The organism is Amycolatopsis sp. NPDC051371, from assembly GCF_040682155.1.
In the GTDB taxonomy this organism is placed as follows: Bacteria; Actinomycetota; Actinomycetes; order Mycobacteriales; family Pseudonocardiaceae; genus Amycolatopsis.
This window is the reverse complement of record NZ_JBFBAG010000032.1, coordinates 122,882-140,259: the sequence shown is the minus strand read 5'-3', so window position 1 is coordinate 140,259 and position 17,378 is coordinate 122,882. Positions and strand designations below refer to the sequence as shown.

Genomic DNA, 17,378 nt, shown 5'->3' with positions numbered 1-17,378 from the left:
CGGCGACGGTGGTCCGGGCGAGAGTGGTGTCGTCGTCGTTCGCGCTGCCACGCACGCTGGTCATCAAGCACTATCCGGACGAGCCGTCCTCGGGTAGAAACAGTGTTCTAACCCTGTTTCTCACTCACGACCGCGGGGGATCAGCGGGAGACGTAGCGGCGGAGGCGGCCGATCAGGTCCACAGTCGGCAGCTCGCACAGCTCGGCCATGCGCTCCAGCGCCGGCAGGTCGAGCGCGATCTCGGCGGCGCCGTGCTCACCGGCCTGGCGCAGCCGGCCCTCGGCCCAGCGGCGCAACGGCAGCAGTTCGGCCGAGGCGTCGGCGACGACCTTGCGCAGGTCGACGCGGACCCGGCCGGGCTCGTCGACGAACACCCGGCGGTGCACCTTGGCCAGCAGGTCCTGGGGCAGCTCGTCCATCGCGACGCACAGCTCGACCAGGCGCACCACGGAACACTGTCTGGTGCCCAGTTCGTAGGTGGCCAGCGTCTGCAGCGAAATCTCGCTCTGCAGGTGCTGGTTCAGCTCCTTGCGCGTCCACCCTCGGCTGCGCCTGAGCTTGCGGAGCTCGTCCCCGAGAATCCGCTGATAGTCCTCAGCGTCGATCAGCACATCAATGTCCCCTGCCGTGCTCTCCCGCGGCACCCTCACGGTGGTGACAAGATTCCCGTGCAAGTGCACCCTCACATGTATGTAAGTGCGCGGGAGCCCGGCCCTTACGCGATTCCGGGCATGTCTTTGATACCGATTGCGCGAGTTAGGCCGAACGGGTTAACGGCAGGTGGCCCGGTATGCAAATTGCACTTTGCAGGCACGGAAAACGGTCGCAGTGTCCCTGATGGACAGTGGGGAACGGCCTGCCGTCAGTTGACGCAGGGAACGCCTTCGGCGGTGATCGGCTTGTCCTCGTCGGCGACCGGCGGCGGGGCGGCGGCCTGCGACGTCGACGCCGGGGCGCCGGCGCCGGCACCAGCGCCCGCGTCGGAGCTCGTGCCCTCGTAGTCCGAGCCGAGGAACACCATCACGTGCCCCGTCTTGACGCTCTTGTCCTCTTGGATCGTCGGCGAGCCGCCGAGCGCGTCCGCGACGGCCTGGCCCTTGTCCTTGCCGCCCTTGGGGACCCAGATGACCGTCGTCTTGCGCGACGTCGAGTTCGCCGTGTCGCCGGAGGAGAAGCCCTTGGTTTCGAGGGTCTTGGCGACGCTCGCGGCCAGGCCGGTCTTGCCGGAGGCGTTGCGGACGTCGACCGTGGTCGCCTTGTTCGCGGGGTCGGCCTGCTCCGCCGGCGGCGCCGTCTGGCCCGGCTGCGGCCCGGCGAGGCTCTGGACGAACTGCTTCACCTCGGCCGGGTCGACCTGGATGGCGGTGCCGTCTTCGGGGGTCTTGTACTCGATGTTCTTCACCGGGATGGTGCGGAACTCGAGCTGGCCGCCGGTCAGGCCCTTCATCTGCTGGGCGAACCCGAAGATGTCCCAGTTCTGGTTGAGCACGACCGACTTCTTGATGGCGTCGATCAGGTCGGACAGCTTGCCGGGGTTGGTCAGCGTGCCCGCCGAGAGCACCTTGCGGGCCATGCCGGCCATGAACACCTGCTGGCGGACGACCCGGTCGAGGTCGCCGTTGGGCAGGCCGTGGCGCTGCCGGACGAACTCGAGCGCCTCGACACCGGAGATCGTGTGCTGCCCCTTGGTGAAGTTCGCGCCGGAGTACTGGTCCTTGACGTTGTTGTTCAGGCAGACGTCGACGCCGCCGATGGCCTTGGTGATCTCGCTGAAGCCGAGCAGGTTGACCGCGGCGTAGTTGTCGATGGTCGACCCGGTGAGCTTCTCGATGGTCTCGATGAGCTCCTTCGCCCCGGCCTGGTTGGCCTTGACGTCGAGCTCCTTCGGGTCGGTGACGCCCTGCTTCTGCAGGTCCTTGCGGGCCTGCAGCATCGCTCGGGCGTAGGCGGAGTTGATCTTGTGCTTGCCGTAGCCGGGGATCTCGACGTAGGAGTCGCGCGGCAGCGACATCGCGACGGCCTTGCTGCCGTCGTTCGGGATGTGCACGAAGATCAGCGAGTCGGTGTTGAGCTCGCCGTCGGCGTCGCCGGCGCGCAGCTGGTCGAGCACCTCGCGCGAGAGCGGGTTGCCCTGGGCGTCGGTCCGGCTGTCGAGGCCGACCAGCAGGATGTCGCGGGCGCCGTCGGCGGGTTTGTCGCCACCGCCGCCGTCACTGATCACGTTCGCGTAGTTCAGCCCGTTGACCAGGCCCTGCATGGCGGCCCACGCGTACCCGGTCAGGCCCATCACCAGCAGCGACACGACGGCCAGCGCGATCTTCGCGCCGCGGAAGGAGTTGCGGGCGGCCCGCGGGGCCGGCCGGGGCTGGGGACGGCGGGCCGGCGGGGCGGCGCGCCGCGCGTCCTCCGGTTCGCGGCGGGGCGCCGGGCGGCGCGCTGGTGGGGTGCGCCGGCCTGGCTCGTCCTGCCGGGGCCGGGCGGGGCGGCGGTCGCCTTGCCCGTTCCGAGGCGGGTGATCCACGCGGGCGACTCCTCACTGCTTCGATCGGTACTGCCAGGGGATGGACGCATGGTGCCTTCACCTGGTTGCCGTAGCGTTACACATCCCCCCGCGAATGTGGCACGCACCACCCAGTTTCCCGCACTCCCGCCGGTTTCGCCTGGTCAGGACGTCGCATTTGCCGGTCTGCGGGCCGGCAGCAGGGTGCCCGCCGTCGCGAGCAGCGCAAACCCGGCCGTCGCCGCGTGGAGTGTGACGCCGAGGAGCTCGGACGTGCCGCCGCCGTCGGCGAACAGGAGCGAGGGCGCGCAGGCGAGCGCCGTGGTGAGCCAGGTACCGGTCGCCGCGCCCGCCCCGAGCCGGATCGTGTGCAGCAGGAACACCCCGAGCAGCAGGTGCACCAGGCTCTGGATCGGGTCGAGCCGCAGGCCCAGCAGGTCGGCGTCGGCGGCCACCCCGCCGAAGCGGGTCAGCGCGAAACCGAACACGCCGAGCGTCGCGTAGCCGATGCCGAAGCCGGCCGCGGCCCTGGTCAGCAGCACCGTCCGGCGGCCGGGGAGCTCGGTCGCGCGGGGGTGCCGGACGCCGTGGCCGTGCCGCTCGAACCACCAGAAGACCAGGGTCGCGGGTACCGCGAGCAGCCCGACCGCGACCAGGGTGCGCGGCCGGACCAGCCAGCTCAGCCCGTCGGCGATCCGGCCGGGGAGGTAGACGACGGCGACGAGCAGCAGCATCCCAGCGAGGAACGCCAGGTAGAGGCTCATCGGCGCGCGCACGACGAACCGGCACGCGGCGGCGACGCGCGGCCGGTCGCCGAGCCTGCCGAGCGGGCCGGCCAGGAGCCCGAGCACGCCGAGCTGGACCAGGCCGAGCAGCAGCACGCCCCACGGTGGCGCCGAGAACGCCGCCGGGGCGCCCGGGCTGCCGAGCAGGACGGGCGGTCCGTCCCGCAGAACACTCGCCACGGCGAGGCCCGCGACACCGGTCGCGGCGGCCGCGGCGAGCAGCCGTCGCGACGGGCGGACGCCGTCGGCGTGCGCGAAGGCGAGTTGCTGGGCGAGGAGCGCGAGGGCGAACGTCGCCGCGAAGCGGGGTAGCGGCGAGCCGGTCGCATCGGCGGCGACTTCGCCGGCGACGACCAGCGCCAGCAGCCCGGCCGCCGCGCTCACCGGCGCGCGGCGGTGCAGGGCCAGCAGCGGGGGCGCGCAGACGATCGTCAGCAGGTAGACCCCGAGCAGCCACAGCGGGTGCAGCGCGATCCGCATGACCGTCGCGGTCGTGCCGGCCGGGATGCCGAGGAGCTCGAGCGCGAGCGGCGTCAAGAGGGCGACGACGGCGAAGATCAGCGCCGGGCGCAGCAGCGGGCTGGCGCGTTCGGCCAGGTAGTGGCGGTAACCGCCGCCCTGGTCCTGTTCGGCGCGCCAGCCGGCCGCGTTGGCGTGGCCGCCGGCGAAGAAGATCAGCGGGACGAGCTGGGCGAGCCAGGTGAGCGGCCAGAGCGACGTCTCGGGCGCCCCGGCCCAGTGCGCGAGCGCCGTCACCGACTCCCCGACGAGCAGGAGGACGACCCCGCCGGCGCCGAGCAGCGCCCACCGCGTGACGGGCGCCGGGCAGGAGATGGTGGTGGGCGCCGGCAGCGGCGGCTCGCGGCGGGCGCGCAGCCAGCCGCGCAGCCGGACCACCAGCAGGCAGGCGATGACGAGCACGCCGGCGACCATCGGGCCGATCGGGTCGCCGACCGGCGGGCCCCAGCGCTGGTGCCACGAGTTGACGACCAGGCCGGCCGAGTAGAGGGACGCGACGATCCGGCAGGTGCCCGCGGAGTCCATCGGGTTGAGGTCGCAGGCGTGGTGCATGTCGTGCGACAGCTGGCTGTCCAGGGCCTCGCGGACCTCGGGGCCGAGCGGGTGGCCCTTGCGGTCGGCGTAGCGCAGCAGGTCGTAGCCGAGGTCGTGGGCCTTGCACGGCACCGCGTAGTCCCACTTCGTGTTGTCGTCGCCCCACGGCGTCGAGCAGCCGCCGTCGACGTGCACGGCGCGGACCGTGCCGTCGCGGGCCGGCATCGCGCCGGGGGTGACGCCGCTGAGCGCGGTGAAGTCCTTCGGCAGCCGCGCGAGCGCGTCGGGGTGCGGGCCGGGGTGGACCAGTGCCTCGATGGCGTTCTGCGCGGCGAGCACGTCCCCGGTCGGCGGACCCTGGTCCGGCGGCGCCGGCGGGCGCGAGGCGATCAGGCCGAAGGCGAAGACGACCAGGAGGACCAGCAGCAGCCAGCCGGACGTCGACCAGGGTCGGCGGACACGAGACGGCTCGGTCGGGGCTGGCATGGTCCCAGGGTGCCAGCCCCGCCACGGCGGCGACACGGGGATAACCCCCCAGGCCGGTTCTGCCCGATCGGGTGGCGCGGGGGTCTGCCCCTTCTTACGTTCCGCGCCGGGTTCGGGGCCACGAGACTGGGTTCGGGGGTGCGGCGGACCAGGAGGTCGTTGCGGTGGGCTCGACCGATCCCGGCGGGCGTTCGGTGCCGGTGGAGAACATGGTGTGCGCGTTGCGCCGGCTGGCTCCCGGGGCCGCTTTGCGCCCGGTCTCCGCGGAGCTTCGGGTGCTCGCGTCCGCGTTGCGCGAGTGCTCGGCCTCGGAGCTGGCCGTTCGCTGTCCCTCGGTGGTCGTGCGGGTCGTGCTGGCTTCGCAGCTGCGGGCGCTCGACCGGGCGATGACGGGGGTGTTCGGGGCGTCGTGTCCGGAGGCGGCCCGGCTGGTCCGGGCGGCGCGGTACAGCGGGAGGCGGCGTGGTGCGCTGCTCGACCGGCTGAGAGCGGAGCCAGGACTGCGCGCGGCGGCTTTGGGTTGGGCAGACGCTGTGGGCGGGCAGCTGCTCGCGGATGAACTGCGCGGGGTCTCGCCGGTCCCGGATGGCGAAGACGGACGGCGGGCGGCCGAGCTGGTGGTGGCCGCGTTGCTGCCGCGGCCGGAGGCCGGTGGCCGGGAGGTGCTGCCGGGCGGCCCGCGCGGCAGTGGGTTCCTCGCCGTCCGTTCGGTGCGCGTGGGCGAACGCGGCTTCCAGGTCGGCATCCGGGCCGACCCGCCGGTCGAGCTGGTGCGGGACGGCGGACGCCTCGCGCTGCGCGCGCTGTGGTGGAACGGCCTGGGCCGGGTGAGCGACGACCTCGGCCACGAGTACCTCATCCTGGCGAAGGACCCGGACGGCACCGGGATCGTCCGCCACTGGTGCCATCCCCGCCCCGCGCCGGGGGTGCGCGTGCTGCGTCTGGAGTCGGCGGGTTACCGCGGCGAATGCCTGCGGCTGGGCGCGGTGTCGGACGCCGGGACGTTCGCCGAGGTGCTGGTGAAGCGGGAGCTCACGGTCCGTCTGAGTGCGTGACCGGGAGCCCGCCTCCGGGCGTGTCCGGCGCGAAACACACCTGGTCGCGGCCGTTCTCCTTGGCCAAGTAGACCGCCGCGTCCGCCGACTGCAGCAACCGCTCCAGCGTGTCCCCGTGCCGGGGGTGCCGCGCCACTCCGATCGAGGTGGTCCGGTCGGCGATCGTCGCCGGATCGCCACGTTTGTCCGTTGTCACGATATGCAACTTCGCAATCGCAACGCGTACGCGCTCGGCCGCGTCCCAGGTCGACTCTTCGTCGATGTCCGGGAGCAGAATGAGGAATTCCTCACCGCCGAAACGGCCGACCAAGTCGCTCGGGCGAGTCACTTCGTCGAGGGTTTGCGCAACCGTCCGGAGCACGTCGTCGCCCGCCGGATGTCCATAGGTGTCGTTAATCCACTTGAAGTGGTCGAGATCGACCATCAGCAGTGCCAGTTGATCACCCGATCGAGCGGTCCGTTCCAGTGCCCGCTCGGCCGACTCCGACCAGCCGCGCATGTTGAGAATCCCGGTTTTCGGGTCCGTCCGGACGTCGTTCTGGAGTTGATCGAGTTCCGCCAGGCGATTGAAGACCACCGTGACCACGGCCATCACCGCCACCATCGGCGGCACGGCGGCGAGCAGGATCGCGGTCACCGCCCCCAGGCCGATGGTGATCGCTTCGAGGGTGTTGTCGGCGGGGCTGCCGAGGACGTTACGAACCGTGCGGCCGGCGGGGGATCCGAGCAGCAGGACCCCGCCCACGTACGCGATCTGGATGGCCTCGTAGATGGCCCCGGTGAGCACGATCGTGCCGAACTCGCGGAGGAAGCCGCTCCAGTCCGGCGGCCCGAGCAGGTGCGGTCCGAGCGACGTGTACGTGAGGTGCGCGAGCGTCGCGGCGAGGCCGTGCGTGATCGAGGAGAAAATGAAGTTGTGAGCCGGGCGGCGCGCGATGAACCAGTGCTGCAACCGGATCACCGCGATGACGAAGAGAATGAGCGGAACCGGCAGGATCATCGCCGCGGAAAACGTCCAGACGGCGGTGAGGTCGATCAGGACCGTTTTCGTCCGGTTCCGCCGGCGCTCTTCCTGGCGCTGGGTCAGCTGAATGTGCACGGTGGCGCCGGCCGCCAAAATCGCGAAATTGATCCAGTCGTTTCCGGACGGAATGGTCGAGCGCGTGAACGCGACGACGAGAATCGCGGCCGCGGCGGCTTCGGACAGGAACATGAACGCGATCTGCGCCGGCCGGCGGCGCCACAGCGCCCAGTTGCGCGGCCAGTACGCGTGGCGCACCCGGAGGGTCGCGAGTGGACCACCGGTCGTGGTCGCCGGCCCGTCCGTGGTCACGCCCTGTTCAGCGGCGGAGCCCGGCCGCTCCGGCGCCGGTCCGCCCGGCTGGTCCGGCGCGCCCGGGTCGCCGTCCGGTCCTGGATGCAATTGGTCACCTCCTTTCCAGCCTAGTCGCGCGCTTGAGTAATCTCATCGGTACCTGGCAGAGTGTTCACGTATTCCGCGGCCGGGTACCATCCCACAGCAACGGACCAGCCAAGGCCCCGGAGGAACTGCCGGGAACGCGGCGCAAAAGGTTCTGTGAGACTCTCCCCGCACGGAGGTGGCCCCCATGAGCAACCGCGACTGGTGAACCATCCGCGAATTGTCGCCCGCGACGCCCGCGAATGCCATTCATGATCTTGCCCGCACAGCGTCACAGAGAACGGAGAGGTGGCACCCGATGGCCAACCGTGACTGGTGATCCCCGCACCCGCTCATGACGGACGGCGCTCCGGTTCCGTTCCGCCGGCCCGGCGCCAGGACAACGCGACCGGGACGGCCAGCAGCAGTCCCACCGCCCCCGCGAGCGCGATCGTCGTGTTCGCGGATCCGACCCCTTGGGCCACGAGCCCGCCGATGCCGACGCCCACCCCCTGGGCCACCCGCAGCCCGGTCCGGTAGAGCCCGCCGGCACTGCCCCGGATGTCGTTGGGCACCCACGTGATGAACGTGGCCGAGACCGTGATGACATACGCGCCCGTCGCGCCGGCCAGCGCGAGCAGGATCAGCGCGAACGCCAGGTTCGGCCGCAGCGCGAACGCCGCGAGCGCGGCCAGCGGCAGCGCGGCCAGTACCCCCAGCAGCCGTCGCCGGTGCTCCGTCGAGACGAACCGCGACAGCAGGAACGTCCCGACGACGAAGCCCAGCGGATCGGCCGCCAGCAGCCAGCCCACCGCCTGGTCGCCCGCGCCCAGCTGTGCGGCGAGCGGCGCGGCGAGGCCCTCCGGGATCACCGCGAGGCCGACGAGCCACGACAGGTAGAGCAGCACGCGGAGCCGTTCGTCGCCGAAAACCTGCCGGACGGCGCCGAACCAGGGGGCGCCGCCGTCCCCCGCGGCCGGTCGCCGCAGCACCGCCAGCCGCACGGCGACGGCCGCGACCAGGAACGTCGCCGCGTCGATCGCCAGCGCCCACGACGTGCCGATGCCGGTCACCAGCAGGCCGCCGGCGGCCAGGCCGGCCAGCATCGCCGTGTTGTTCGTGATCCCGCGCAGGTCCTGGCTCTGCAGGTAGACGTCGTCGTCGGTGAAGATCTCCCGGCCGAGCGCGTTCTGCGCCGCGTTGCCCGGCGCGTTCGCCAGCCGGGCGAAGACGAAGAGGACGAACAGCCAGCCCATCGGCATCCCGGGCACGGCCATCAGCCCGATCAGCACGGCCTGCGCGAGCGAGCCGGTGACCAGCACCGCACGCCGCGGGAACCGGTCCGCGAGCTGGGACAACCCCAGTCCGCCGGCGAGCGCGGGCAGGAACGTCAGCGAGTAGACGACGGCCGAGAGCAGCGGCGACCCGGTCCGGTCGAAGATCAGGATGGCCAGCGCGACGATGGTCAGCTGGTCGCCGAGCATCGACTGCGTTTCGGCGAACCACAGCGCGCGGAACTCCCGGTTGGCCAGGACGGCCCGGAACCGGGGTGTCGCGCGCGTTGTCACCTCGTAACCACCGCCCCCCGATCGAGTGAATCTGGATCGTCCGCATTGTGCCTCGCCAGTGACGATCCCGTCCGGCGGTGTCACGGTCGACCGCCCGGAAGCACTGACAGTATGCCGCCGACTACGCGCCGGTGTCCCCGGAACGCGCTGCGCCGCCCCCTTCGGAGCCGATCGGGTTACCCGCCCGCCGAGGGGCCGGGATTGGCCGTGACCGGCTCGCGGGTACCTCCGGACTGATCGAACCGGATTCGCTCGGCGCAGGGCGGCGGCCGCTCGTCGTCGCGACGATGCCCCACTGGACCGAATGGGCCAAGACTGGACGGAGAGCCGGCCGGGGTGGGCGGACCGCGCGCCGCCGGCGCGCAGAGCGGGGAGATGACGATGGACGGGTTGATGCAGGGCAAGGCGGTCGTGGTGACCGGCGCCGGCCGGGGCCTGGGCGAGGCGTTCGCGGTGCACGTCGCGCGCGCCGGCGGGTCGGTGGTCGTCAACGACATCGACGTCGAGCTGGCCGAGCGCACGGCGGAGAACATCCGCTCCCACGGCGGCCGCGCCGTGGCCAGCGGGCACAGCGTGGCCGAGGCCGGGGAGGCGCAGGAGATCGTCGACCTGTGCGTCAAGGAGTTCGGCGGGATCGACGGGCTGGTCAACAACGCCGGCCTGAACTACGAGGCGCTGCCCTGGGAGGACGACGCCGAGCAGGCGCGCGAGCTCGTCCAGGTCAACGTCATGGGCGTGGTGAACACCGGCCTGGCCGCGATCAAGGCGATGGTCGGCGCCGGCACCGGCGGCTCGATCGTCAACATCTCCTCGGGTGCGTCGCTCGGGCAGCGCAAGCTCGGTGTGTACGCGGCGAGCAAGGGCGCGGTCGCGTCGCTGACCTACTCCTGGGCGCTCGACCTCGAGGAGGCCGGGATCCGCGTCAACGCCGTCTGCCCGCTCGCGCACACGCGGATGGTGTGGAAGTCCGAACGCTCGCTGCGCGCCTGCCCGCCGGACCGCACGCCGTCGCGGATCGCGCCGGTCGTGCTGTTCCTGCTCGGCGAGGGCTCGCACGGCATCACCGGCCAGATGATCCGGTGCAACGGCCCGCAGCTGCACATCATGGGCCAGCCGTTCCTCAAGCAGCCGATCCTCGAGCGCCCGGTGTGGGACACCGAGACCGTGCAGAAGGCGTTCGACGAGGTCTTCTCCGCCCACCTGGAGAACTACGGCTTGGAGAAGCGCGTCCCGCCGCGGCTGCGCAAGTGGACGGAGTCGACCTCGCCTCGGACGGCTTAGGCGCCGGCGGCCGGCTCCGGGTCTCGGGTCGCCGCGTAGAGGGCCTCGATGTCGGTCGAGTAGCGGTCGTTGATGACCCGGCGCTTGAGCTTGAGCGTCGGGGTCAGCTCGCCGGACTCGGGCGTCCACGCCTTCGGCAGCACGTGGTAGCGCTTGATCTGCTCGATCCGGGCGAGCCTGCTGTTCGCCGACTCGACCGCGCGCTCCAGCTCCGCGCGGACAGCCGGGTGCGAAGCCAGCTCGTCCGGCGCCGCCTCGACGCCGTTCGCCGCGGCCCAGCCGGGCGCGATCTCGTCGTCGAGCACGATCAGCGCGGTCACGTACGGCCGGTCGTCGCCGATCGCGACCGCTTGACCGATCAGCGGGTGTTCCTTGAGCAGGCCCTCGACGCGGGTCGGCGCGATGTTCTTGCCGCTCGAGGTGATGATCAGTTCCTTCTTGCGGTCGGTGATCGTCACGAAGCCGTCTTCGTCGATCGTGCCGATGTCGCCGGTGGCGTACCAGCCGTCGGCGTCGGTGGCGTCCTTGATCGTCCCGTCCTCCTGCAGGTAGCCGAGGAAGACGATCGGCCCGCGCACCAGCAGCTCGCCGTCTTCGGCGACCTTCACCTCGACGCCGTCGAGCGGCTTGCCCACCGACCCGGCCCGGAAGTTCGAGCCGGAGTTCGACGTCGCCGCCCCGGTCGTCTCCGACAGGCCCCAGACCTCGCAGATCTCGATGCCGAGGCCGGCCAGGAAGTAGATGATCTCCACCGGCAGGGCGGCCGCGCCGCTCGAGGCGACCAGCACCTTGTCCAGGCCCAGCAGCGCGCGGATCGGGGCGAGCGCGGCCTCGTCGGTCTGCTTGATCTTCTCGGCGAGCTCGGCCGGCACCGGCTGCCCGGCGCTGCGCAGCTTGTAGCCCTGCTGCAGCAGCTCGTTCGCCTGCAGCAGCGCGGTGCGCCGGTCCTCCGGCACGCCGCCGAGCATGTTCTTCAGCCCGGCGACCATCTTCTCCCACACGCGCGGCACGCCGAAGAAGCTCTCCGGGTGCACCTGGCCGAGCGCGCCGACGACGCCCGACGGGTCGGCGAGCGTGTGCACGTGCCCGGCCCAGACGATCGGCAGGTAGATCGACAGCTCCCGCTCGGCGATGTGCGCGAGCGGCAGGTACGCGATGTTCGTCGCGTGCATCGGCGGGTGGTGCAGCTCCGTCACCGCGTACGCCTGGTGGATCGCGTTGCGGTGCGACAGCACGACGCCCTTGGGGTCGCCGGTCGTGCCGGAGGTGTAGATCATGGACAGCGGGTCGTCCGGCTTGATCTCCTGCCAGGAGCGTTCGAAGGCATCGGGGTCGGCGGCGAGCGCTTCCCGGCCCTGGTCCCGCAACGAGGCGAAGGAGAGGAACCGGTCGTCGCCGGCCGGGATTGCGTCCGGGTCCATGACGACGATGTGGCGCAGCGCCGGGAGGTCCTCGAGCACCGGCTGCCAGCGCGTCAGTTCGCTCTCGCCGCCGAGCACCACGACCGGCGCCGCGCTGTGCAGCGCGACGAACCGGATCTGGTCCGGGCTGAGCGTGGCGTAGGCGGTGCACGGGATCGCGGACAGGTGCGTCGCGGCGAGGTCGGCGATGATGTGGTTCGGGCAGCCGGGCGCCATGATCAGCATGCGGTCACCCCGGGTGAGCCCGAGCCCGGCGAGGCCGCGGGACACCTCCGCGATCGCGGTACGGAACTCCCGCCAGCTGAGCGTCGGCTTGCCTTCGAGGTCGAGCGAGGTGATCGCCGGCAGGTCCGGGTAGTCGACCGCGTTGCGGTGCAGCAGCCGCGGGATCGTCAGGCCTTCGGTCTGCTCGGCGACGGACGGGGTGGTCAACGCTGGCCTCCTCGGTGCTCCGGATGGCCACACTGTAGGGGCTCCCGGGCCGGGTGGATAGAGAATCGCGGCCAGGTCAGACGTCCCCTTCACACGCGCTCGCGCGGTGAGCTCTCCACGACCGTCCACAGTGCACACGGGCGTCCGTGCGCGAACCGCGCTTCAATGGAGGGACCACGGACTCCAGGGGGAACCGATGACGCGTTCGGCTCGTGCGCTGCTCGACGAGATCCAGAAGGAGCTCGCGCCGCGCGACGACGACAACCGGCTGGTCCCGATGATCACCGCCGGCCGCGCGCCGCGCGCGGTGTTCGCCGCGCTCGCCGCCGAGGAGAAGCGGATCACGTTGAGCGACTGGCGCAGCTTCCACGCGCTCGCCGCCCGCGCCGACGAACCGAACGCGCGCACCTTCTTCGGCGGTCTCGCGCCGGGGGAGCAGCAGGCGAACGGGATGCTCGACGCGTTGCTCGAGGCCACTGGTCCGGACCACGGGAAGGAACGCCCGCGCGCGGGCTGCCAGGCCTACCCGGCGTACGTCGCTTGGCTCGCGCTGAACGGCGAATCGTCGGCGACCGCGGCCGGGATCTTCGCGAACTTCGCCGCCTTCGGCCGGTACTGCAAGGACGTCGCAGCCGGCATGCGCGAGCACTACGGCTTCACCGACGACGAGTGCGCGTTCTTCGACTTCTTCGCTGCGGATGTTCCGGAGATTGAAGAACAAGCACTTGCCGCGATCCAGGCCGGGCTCGACGCGCACCGGCTCGACGAACGCGAAGCTCACCTCTACGCCCGGCTCTTCCAGAGCTACGAACTGCAGTTCTGGAACACCCTCGCCGCCGAGTTCCGGGGCTGACGCCGCGGAACCGGTTCCGGACCGCCGGCGGGGCCACGTGGAGTGGTCGAACCACTGCGTATGCGGAATGGCGGGAATTACGGCTCGCCGTCCGGTGAATCCGTGGTGAAGGTGTCGAATGCCGTGCAATTCCGCTTTGCGGAGGCCGCACACCCCGGACGAAGGGGTCACTCCCGGCGCCAGCGGCGGACTCGTGACCTTTCTCACCGAACCATCCGGCTCTGTCGTACGTAGCGGCTCCGGCCCGGACGCTTGGGTCGATCGCACCACCGGAGAGCCTGCACCCAAGGGGCCAAACGGAAACAGGGCTGGGACGAACGTCACGACTTTCGGTGGTGGACTTTCCAAGCGCAGGCAGCAAGTGTGGACGGGTCACCGTTTCAAGATCACGTTATCGCCACGGACTTGACGCGCCCTGAAGGGCTGCATACCGTCGTCGCGGGCGAAGCAGACCACGGTGATGTTGATCCGGCTGGTCGGAATCCGGGTGTTGACCGCCTCGGGCGACCCGAAACCATGTACTGCCGGAAGGAAAACGGACCCAGGTGAAGCAGATTTCTCTTCGACGCAACCGGGGATCCTCGATTCGGAAGCGCGTGCTCACGATCGCGCTGATCCCCAGTGTGGCCTTGCTGCTCGTCGGTGTGGCGCTCGCGGGCTACCTCATCTACGACGCGGTCACGGCCCGCGACTACACGACCAAGATCCGGAACTCGGAAGCTCCGGCGATCCCGTTCTTCGCCGCGCTGCAGCAGGAGCGTCAGGCGACGCTGAGCCTGCTCGCCGGGCAGGGCAACCAGCGCGCCGTGCTCGCGGCCGTCCGCCCGAAGGTGGACGCGACCGCCGCGAAGGAGATCGAGAACCTCAAGGACAACTTCGCGGACTACGACGGGACGCCGCCGAGCGTCCAGAAGAACATCGCCACGTTCTTCGGCCTGTTCCAGCAGCTGCCGCAGACCCGCCAGGCGGTGGACGGCGGCCAGGTGCAGATGCTCCAGGCCTTCACCTTCTACAACAAGATGATCGACCAGTTCACCGACGGTGTCGCCGGGCTGGCGCAGAACGCCCGCGGCGCGCAGAACGCGTTCGACCGGCTGACCGCCATCCCGCTGTTCACCGCGGCCGACGCGATGCAGCGCAGTGACGCGCTCGCGGCGGCCGGGCTGGCCGCGGGCGGGCTCGGCAACGACGAGTTCCGCACCTACGTCGGCCAGGTCGGTGCCTACCACGCCCAGCTCGACGCGTCGGCGCCGAAGATGATCCCCGAGGTCAAGGCGAAGTACGACCAGCTGGTGGCCAGCCAGCCGTGGCAGACGGTGACCCAGGTCGAGACCGCGTTCCTGCGCGGCGACCTGTCGAAGCTGCCGGTCGCGCTGGACCAGTGGCGCACGGCGGCCCGCCAGGTCGGCGACGCGCTGATGGGCATCTTCGTCCTGCAGAGCTCGAACGCGAGCCAGGCCGCGATCGAGGACGCCGACTCGACGTTCACCGAATCGCTGATCGCCGGTGTGATCGCGGTCCTGTTCGCGGTCTTCGTGGTGTTCGTCGCCGTCCGGCTGTCGAACCGGCTCATCGGCCGCCTGCACCGGCTGCGCGAGGACACCCTCGACGCGGCCGAGGTCCGGCTGCCGGAGCTGGTCGCCCGGGTCCAGGCGGGCGAGCCCGTCGACCTCGAAGAAGGCGGGCACTTCCTCGACCACGGCACCGACGAGATCGGCCAGGTCGCCGACGCGTTCAACAAGGCGCAGCAGACCGCCATCGCGGCCGCCATCGACGAGGCGAAGATCAAGGAGGGCACCAAGGCGGTGTTCCTCAACATCGCCCACCGCAGCCAGGTCATCGTGCACCGCCAGCTCAAGGTGCTCGACCAGGCCGAGCGCAAGCAGGAGGACCCGGAGCAGCTGGACACCCTGTTCCAGCTCGACCACCTCTCCACCCGCGCCCGCCGCAACGCCGAGAACCTGATCATCCTCGGCGGCGGGCAGCCGGGCCGGCAGTGGCGTAACCCGGTCGGGCTGGCCGAGCTGGTCCGCGGCGCGTCCGCCGAAACCGAGGACTTCGCCCGGGTCAAGACGGCCGCTCTGCCGCAGATCGCCATCCGCGGCCCGGTCGTCGGCGACCTCGTGCACCTGCTCGCCGAGCTGATCGACAACGCGACGTCGTTCTCGCCGCCGCAGTCGCGGGTCGAGGTGCGCGGCAACGTGGTCGGCAAGGGCGTCGTGATCGAGGTCGAGGACCAGGGTCTCGGGCTCGAGCCGGACCAGACCGAAGAGATCAACGCGATGCTGTCCAGCCCGCCGGACTTCGGGATCATGGCGCTGTCCGACGAGCCGCGCCTCGGCCTGTTCGTGGTCGCGCGGCTGGCCGCCCGCCACGGCATCCAGGTCCACCTGCGGGAGTCGGCCTACGGCGGTACCCGGGCCATCGTGCTGGTGCGCACCGACCTGCTCGCCCCGCTCACCGAGTCCGAGCCGGAGCAGCCGATCACCCCGCCGAAGCCGGAGCTCGTGCCGAACCCGGTCGAACCGGAATCGGTGAACGACGAGGTCGCGCCGCTGCGCCGGCCGGTTCGCCGCCCGGCCCGGCACCGGACCGAACCGCCGATGCCGGTGTCGCAGCCCGATTCGGCCCCGGTGATGGCCCCGCCGATGCCGCCGCAGGCCCCCGCGCAGCCGCCGTCCGTGCCGACACCGGTCCCCGTCGGGTCCGTGTCCGAGCCGGTCAGCCAGCCGACGCAGGCGCAGCCGATCGCCGCGGTCCGCCCGCCCGCGCCGCCCGTCCGGACGTCGCGCCCGGCCCGTCCGGCGGCGACGCCGCCGGTGTGGCCGCCGTCCGAGCCGCGGCCCGCGATGCCCGAAGGCCGGCCGCAGCAGCCGCGCCGCCCGGAGGCCCCGGGCCGGCCGCCGCTGCCCCAACGGCGACGTCAGCAGAGCCTCGTTCCGCAGTTGCGGGAAGATAAGCCCGCCACGCAGGAGCGGGAAGAGGTCCGGCTGGATTCGCCGGAGAGCGCCCGCAGCCGGCTGTCCGCCTTCCAGCAGGGCACCCGCCGCGGCCGTGACGAAGAACCAGCCGAGAACGACGACAGGTACGGAGAGCGCGAGTAATGGCCAACTCAGGCGTCAGTGAGCTCGACTGGCTGCTGGACGACCTCGTCAAGCGGGTCGCCGGGGCGGACCGCGCGGTGGTCCTGTCCTCGGACGGCCTGCTCATCGGGAGGTCGGGGAACCTCTCCGAAGAGGACGCCGAGCACCTCTCGGCGGTCGCTTCGGCGTTTCAAAGCCTGGCGCGCGGGACCGGACGGCACTTCGGCGGCGGCAACGTCCGCCAGACGATGGTGGAGATGGACCACGCGTTCCTGTTCGTGACGGCGGCCGGCCGGGGCGCCTGCCTCGCCCTGCTGGCCCGCGAAGACGCGGACATGGGGCTGGTCGCGTACGAGATGAACCTGATGGTCAAGCGCGTCGGCCAGGTGCTCACCTCGGCCCCGCGGACCGGTGCCGGCGTCCTGCCCACGTCGCCATGAGCGGACGGCACGAAGCTTGGTTCGACGACGAGGCCGGCCCCCTGGTCCGGTCCTACGCGGTCACGGGCGGCCGCACCCGGTCGGACACGCTCGGGCTCGACCTCATCACGCTCGTGGTGGCGCTGCGCACCGCGCACGAAGCGGGCATGCTCGAACCGGAGTACGCGCGCATCATCGCCCTGTGCCAGCGGCCGGTCTCGGTGGCCGAGGTGGCCGCGCGGGTCGACCTGCCGCTGCCCGTGGTCAAGGTGATGCTCAGCGACCTCATCGAGCAGAACCTGGTGCTGTTCCGTACCGCGGCACCGGCTCAGGAATCCCCCAACCGACACGTATTGCAGGCGGTCCTTGATGGCATCCGGAAACTCTGACCCCCGGCGGAACCTGACCGCGACCGCGGTCAAGGTACTCATCGCCGGCGGGTTCGGGGTCGGCAAGACCACGATGGTCGGCTCGGTGAGCGAAGTGCCGCCGCTGCGCACCGAAGAGGTCATCACGACCGCGTCCGAAGGGGTCGACGACCTCTCGGGGATCGAGCAGAAGACCACCACCACGGTCGCGCTCGACTTCGGCCGCATCACGATCAACCCGGACCTGATCCTGTACCTGTTCGGCACGCCCGGGCAAGACCGGTTCTGGTTCATGTGGGACGAGCTGGCGGAGGGCGCGCTCGGCGCCGTCGTGCTGGCCGACACCCGCCGGTTGGACAGCTGCTTCGCGGCGGTCGACTTCTTCGAGCGCCGCAACCTGCCGTTCGTCGTCGGCGTGAACTGCTTCGACGGCGCGTACCGCTACGGCACCGAGGAGGTCCGGCAGGCGCTCGACGTCGGCATGGACGTCCCGCTGCTGCTGTGCGACGCCCGTGAGCGCGATTCGACGAAGCAGGTGCTGACCACCCTGATGGAACACGTGATGGCGCGGTCCGACCTGGCCGCGGCCCAGGGCGGCTACTGACCTTTCAACCTCTGAAGGCCACCATCAGGGCATCTAGTGCCCTGATGGTGGCCTTCAGAGTTTTCGGGCTG

The 17,378-nt window shown here is 71.2% G+C and carries 13 protein-coding genes; 7 read left to right on the top strand and 6 right to left on the bottom strand.

What is annotated here, in order from left to right; genetic code table 11:
* Nucleotides 1-140: 140 nt before the first annotated feature.
* The 3 genes from AB0M59_RS33915 to AB0M59_RS33905 all read right to left on the bottom strand — a co-directional run bounded on the left by AB0M59_RS33915 (nucleotide 141) and on the right by AB0M59_RS33905 (nucleotide 4,824).
* Nucleotides 141-611 (bottom strand): helix-turn-helix domain-containing protein, encoded by a 471-nt coding sequence (locus AB0M59_RS33915; RefSeq protein ID WP_364623637.1) that lies wholly within the window; start codon nucleotides 609-611, stop codon nucleotides 141-143.
* Between the two features lie 251 nt (nucleotides 612-862).
* Nucleotides 863-2,287, bottom strand: coding sequence for an LCP family protein (locus tag AB0M59_RS33910; protein WP_364623660.1), 1,425 nt, complete (start codon nucleotides 2,285-2,287; stop codon nucleotides 863-865).
* A gap of 377 nt (nucleotides 2,288-2,664) precedes the next feature.
* Complete coding sequence (locus AB0M59_RS33905) at nucleotides 2,665-4,824, bottom strand: phospholipase (protein WP_364623634.1); 2,160 nt, start codon at nucleotides 4,822-4,824, stop codon at nucleotides 2,665-2,667.
* A gap of 164 nt (nucleotides 4,825-4,988) precedes the next feature.
* Here AB0M59_RS33905 and AB0M59_RS33900 point away from each other — a divergent pair, with 164 nt between their 5' ends.
* Nucleotides 4,989-5,879 carry a hypothetical protein gene (locus AB0M59_RS33900; protein WP_364623631.1) on the top strand — a complete coding sequence of 297 codons (891 nt, stop codon included), beginning with the start codon at nucleotides 4,989-4,991 and terminating at the stop codon, nucleotides 5,877-5,879.
* On the opposite strand, the gene AB0M59_RS33895 is transcribed toward AB0M59_RS33900, so the two are convergent.
* A complete protein-coding gene (locus AB0M59_RS33895) occupies nucleotides 5,857-7,302 on the bottom strand; it encodes a GGDEF domain-containing protein (RefSeq protein WP_364623628.1) in 1,446 nt (481 codons plus the stop codon). The genes AB0M59_RS33900 and AB0M59_RS33895 overlap by 23 nt on opposite strands.
* A 329-nt stretch (nucleotides 7,303-7,631) precedes the next feature.
* Entirely contained in the window at nucleotides 7,632-8,846 is a 1,215-nt protein-coding gene (locus tag AB0M59_RS33890) for an MFS transporter (protein WP_364623625.1), read from the bottom strand.
* Nucleotides 8,847-9,227: 381 nt separating this feature from the next.
* On the opposite strand from AB0M59_RS33890, the gene AB0M59_RS33885 reads away from it, so the two are divergent.
* Nucleotides 9,228-10,127: an SDR family oxidoreductase gene (locus tag AB0M59_RS33885; RefSeq protein WP_364623657.1), complete on the top strand. Its 900-nt coding sequence runs from the start codon at nucleotides 9,228-9,230 to the stop codon at nucleotides 10,125-10,127.
* Here the strand turns inward: AB0M59_RS33885 and AB0M59_RS33880 are convergent.
* Entirely contained in the window at nucleotides 10,124-11,980 is a 1,857-nt protein-coding gene (locus AB0M59_RS33880) for an AMP-dependent synthetase/ligase (RefSeq protein WP_364623622.1), read from the bottom strand. The genes AB0M59_RS33885 and AB0M59_RS33880 overlap by 4 nt on opposite strands.
* 196 nt (nucleotides 11,981-12,176) lie before the next feature.
* Here AB0M59_RS33880 and AB0M59_RS33875 point away from each other — a divergent pair, with 196 nt between their 5' ends.
* From AB0M59_RS33875 to AB0M59_RS33855, 5 genes are all read left to right on the top strand, one after another.
* Nucleotides 12,177-12,833: a transcriptional regulator gene (locus AB0M59_RS33875; protein ID WP_364623619.1), complete on the top strand. Its 657-nt coding sequence runs from the start codon at nucleotides 12,177-12,179 to the stop codon at nucleotides 12,831-12,833.
* A gap of 596 nt (nucleotides 12,834-13,429) precedes the next feature.
* Nucleotides 13,430-15,937, top strand: coding sequence for a nitrate- and nitrite sensing domain-containing protein (locus AB0M59_RS33870; protein ID WP_364623616.1), 2,508 nt, complete (start codon nucleotides 13,430-13,432; stop codon nucleotides 15,935-15,937).
* On the top strand, nucleotides 15,937-16,356 hold the full coding sequence (locus AB0M59_RS33865) for a roadblock/LC7 domain-containing protein (RefSeq protein ID WP_284745731.1): 420 nt from the start codon (nucleotides 15,937-15,939) through the stop codon (nucleotides 16,354-16,356). Before AB0M59_RS33870 ends, AB0M59_RS33865 begins: the two co-directional genes overlap by 1 nt.
* Nucleotides 16,353-16,724 (top strand): DUF742 domain-containing protein, encoded by a 372-nt coding sequence (locus tag AB0M59_RS33860; RefSeq protein ID WP_155541361.1) that lies wholly within the window; start codon nucleotides 16,353-16,355, stop codon nucleotides 16,722-16,724. The genes AB0M59_RS33865 and AB0M59_RS33860 overlap by 4 nt, the downstream gene beginning before the upstream one ends.
* Nucleotides 16,705-17,307, top strand: coding sequence for an ATP/GTP-binding protein (locus tag AB0M59_RS33855; protein WP_364623613.1), 603 nt, complete (start codon nucleotides 16,705-16,707; stop codon nucleotides 17,305-17,307). Before AB0M59_RS33860 ends, AB0M59_RS33855 begins: the two co-directional genes overlap by 20 nt.
* The last annotated feature ends 71 nt before the right edge of the window (nucleotides 17,308-17,378 follow it).

Excerpts from the sequence above, each read along its gene's own strand:
- AB0M59_RS33910 (WP_364623660.1), bottom strand. The coding sequence starts at position 2,287 with ATGGGCCTGACCGGGTACGCGTGGGCCGCCATGCAGGGCCTGGTCAAC.
- AB0M59_RS33905 (WP_364623634.1), bottom strand. The coding sequence starts at position 4,824 with ATGCCAGCCCCGACCGAGCCGTCTCGTGTCCGCCGACCCTGGTCGACG.
- AB0M59_RS33885 (WP_364623657.1), top strand. The coding sequence starts at position 9,228 with ATGGACGGGTTGATGCAGGGCAAGGCGGTCGTGGTGACCGGCGCCGGC.
- AB0M59_RS33875 (WP_364623619.1), top strand. The coding sequence starts at position 12,177 with ATGACGCGTTCGGCTCGTGCGCTGCTCGACGAGATCCAGAAGGAGCTC.
- AB0M59_RS33865 (WP_284745731.1), top strand. The coding sequence starts at position 15,937 with ATGGCCAACTCAGGCGTCAGTGAGCTCGACTGGCTGCTGGACGACCTC.
- AB0M59_RS33860 (WP_155541361.1), top strand. The coding sequence starts at position 16,353 with ATGAGCGGACGGCACGAAGCTTGGTTCGACGACGAGGCCGGCCCCCTG.
- AB0M59_RS33855 (WP_364623613.1), top strand. The coding sequence starts at position 16,705 with ATGGCATCCGGAAACTCTGACCCCCGGCGGAACCTGACCGCGACCGCG.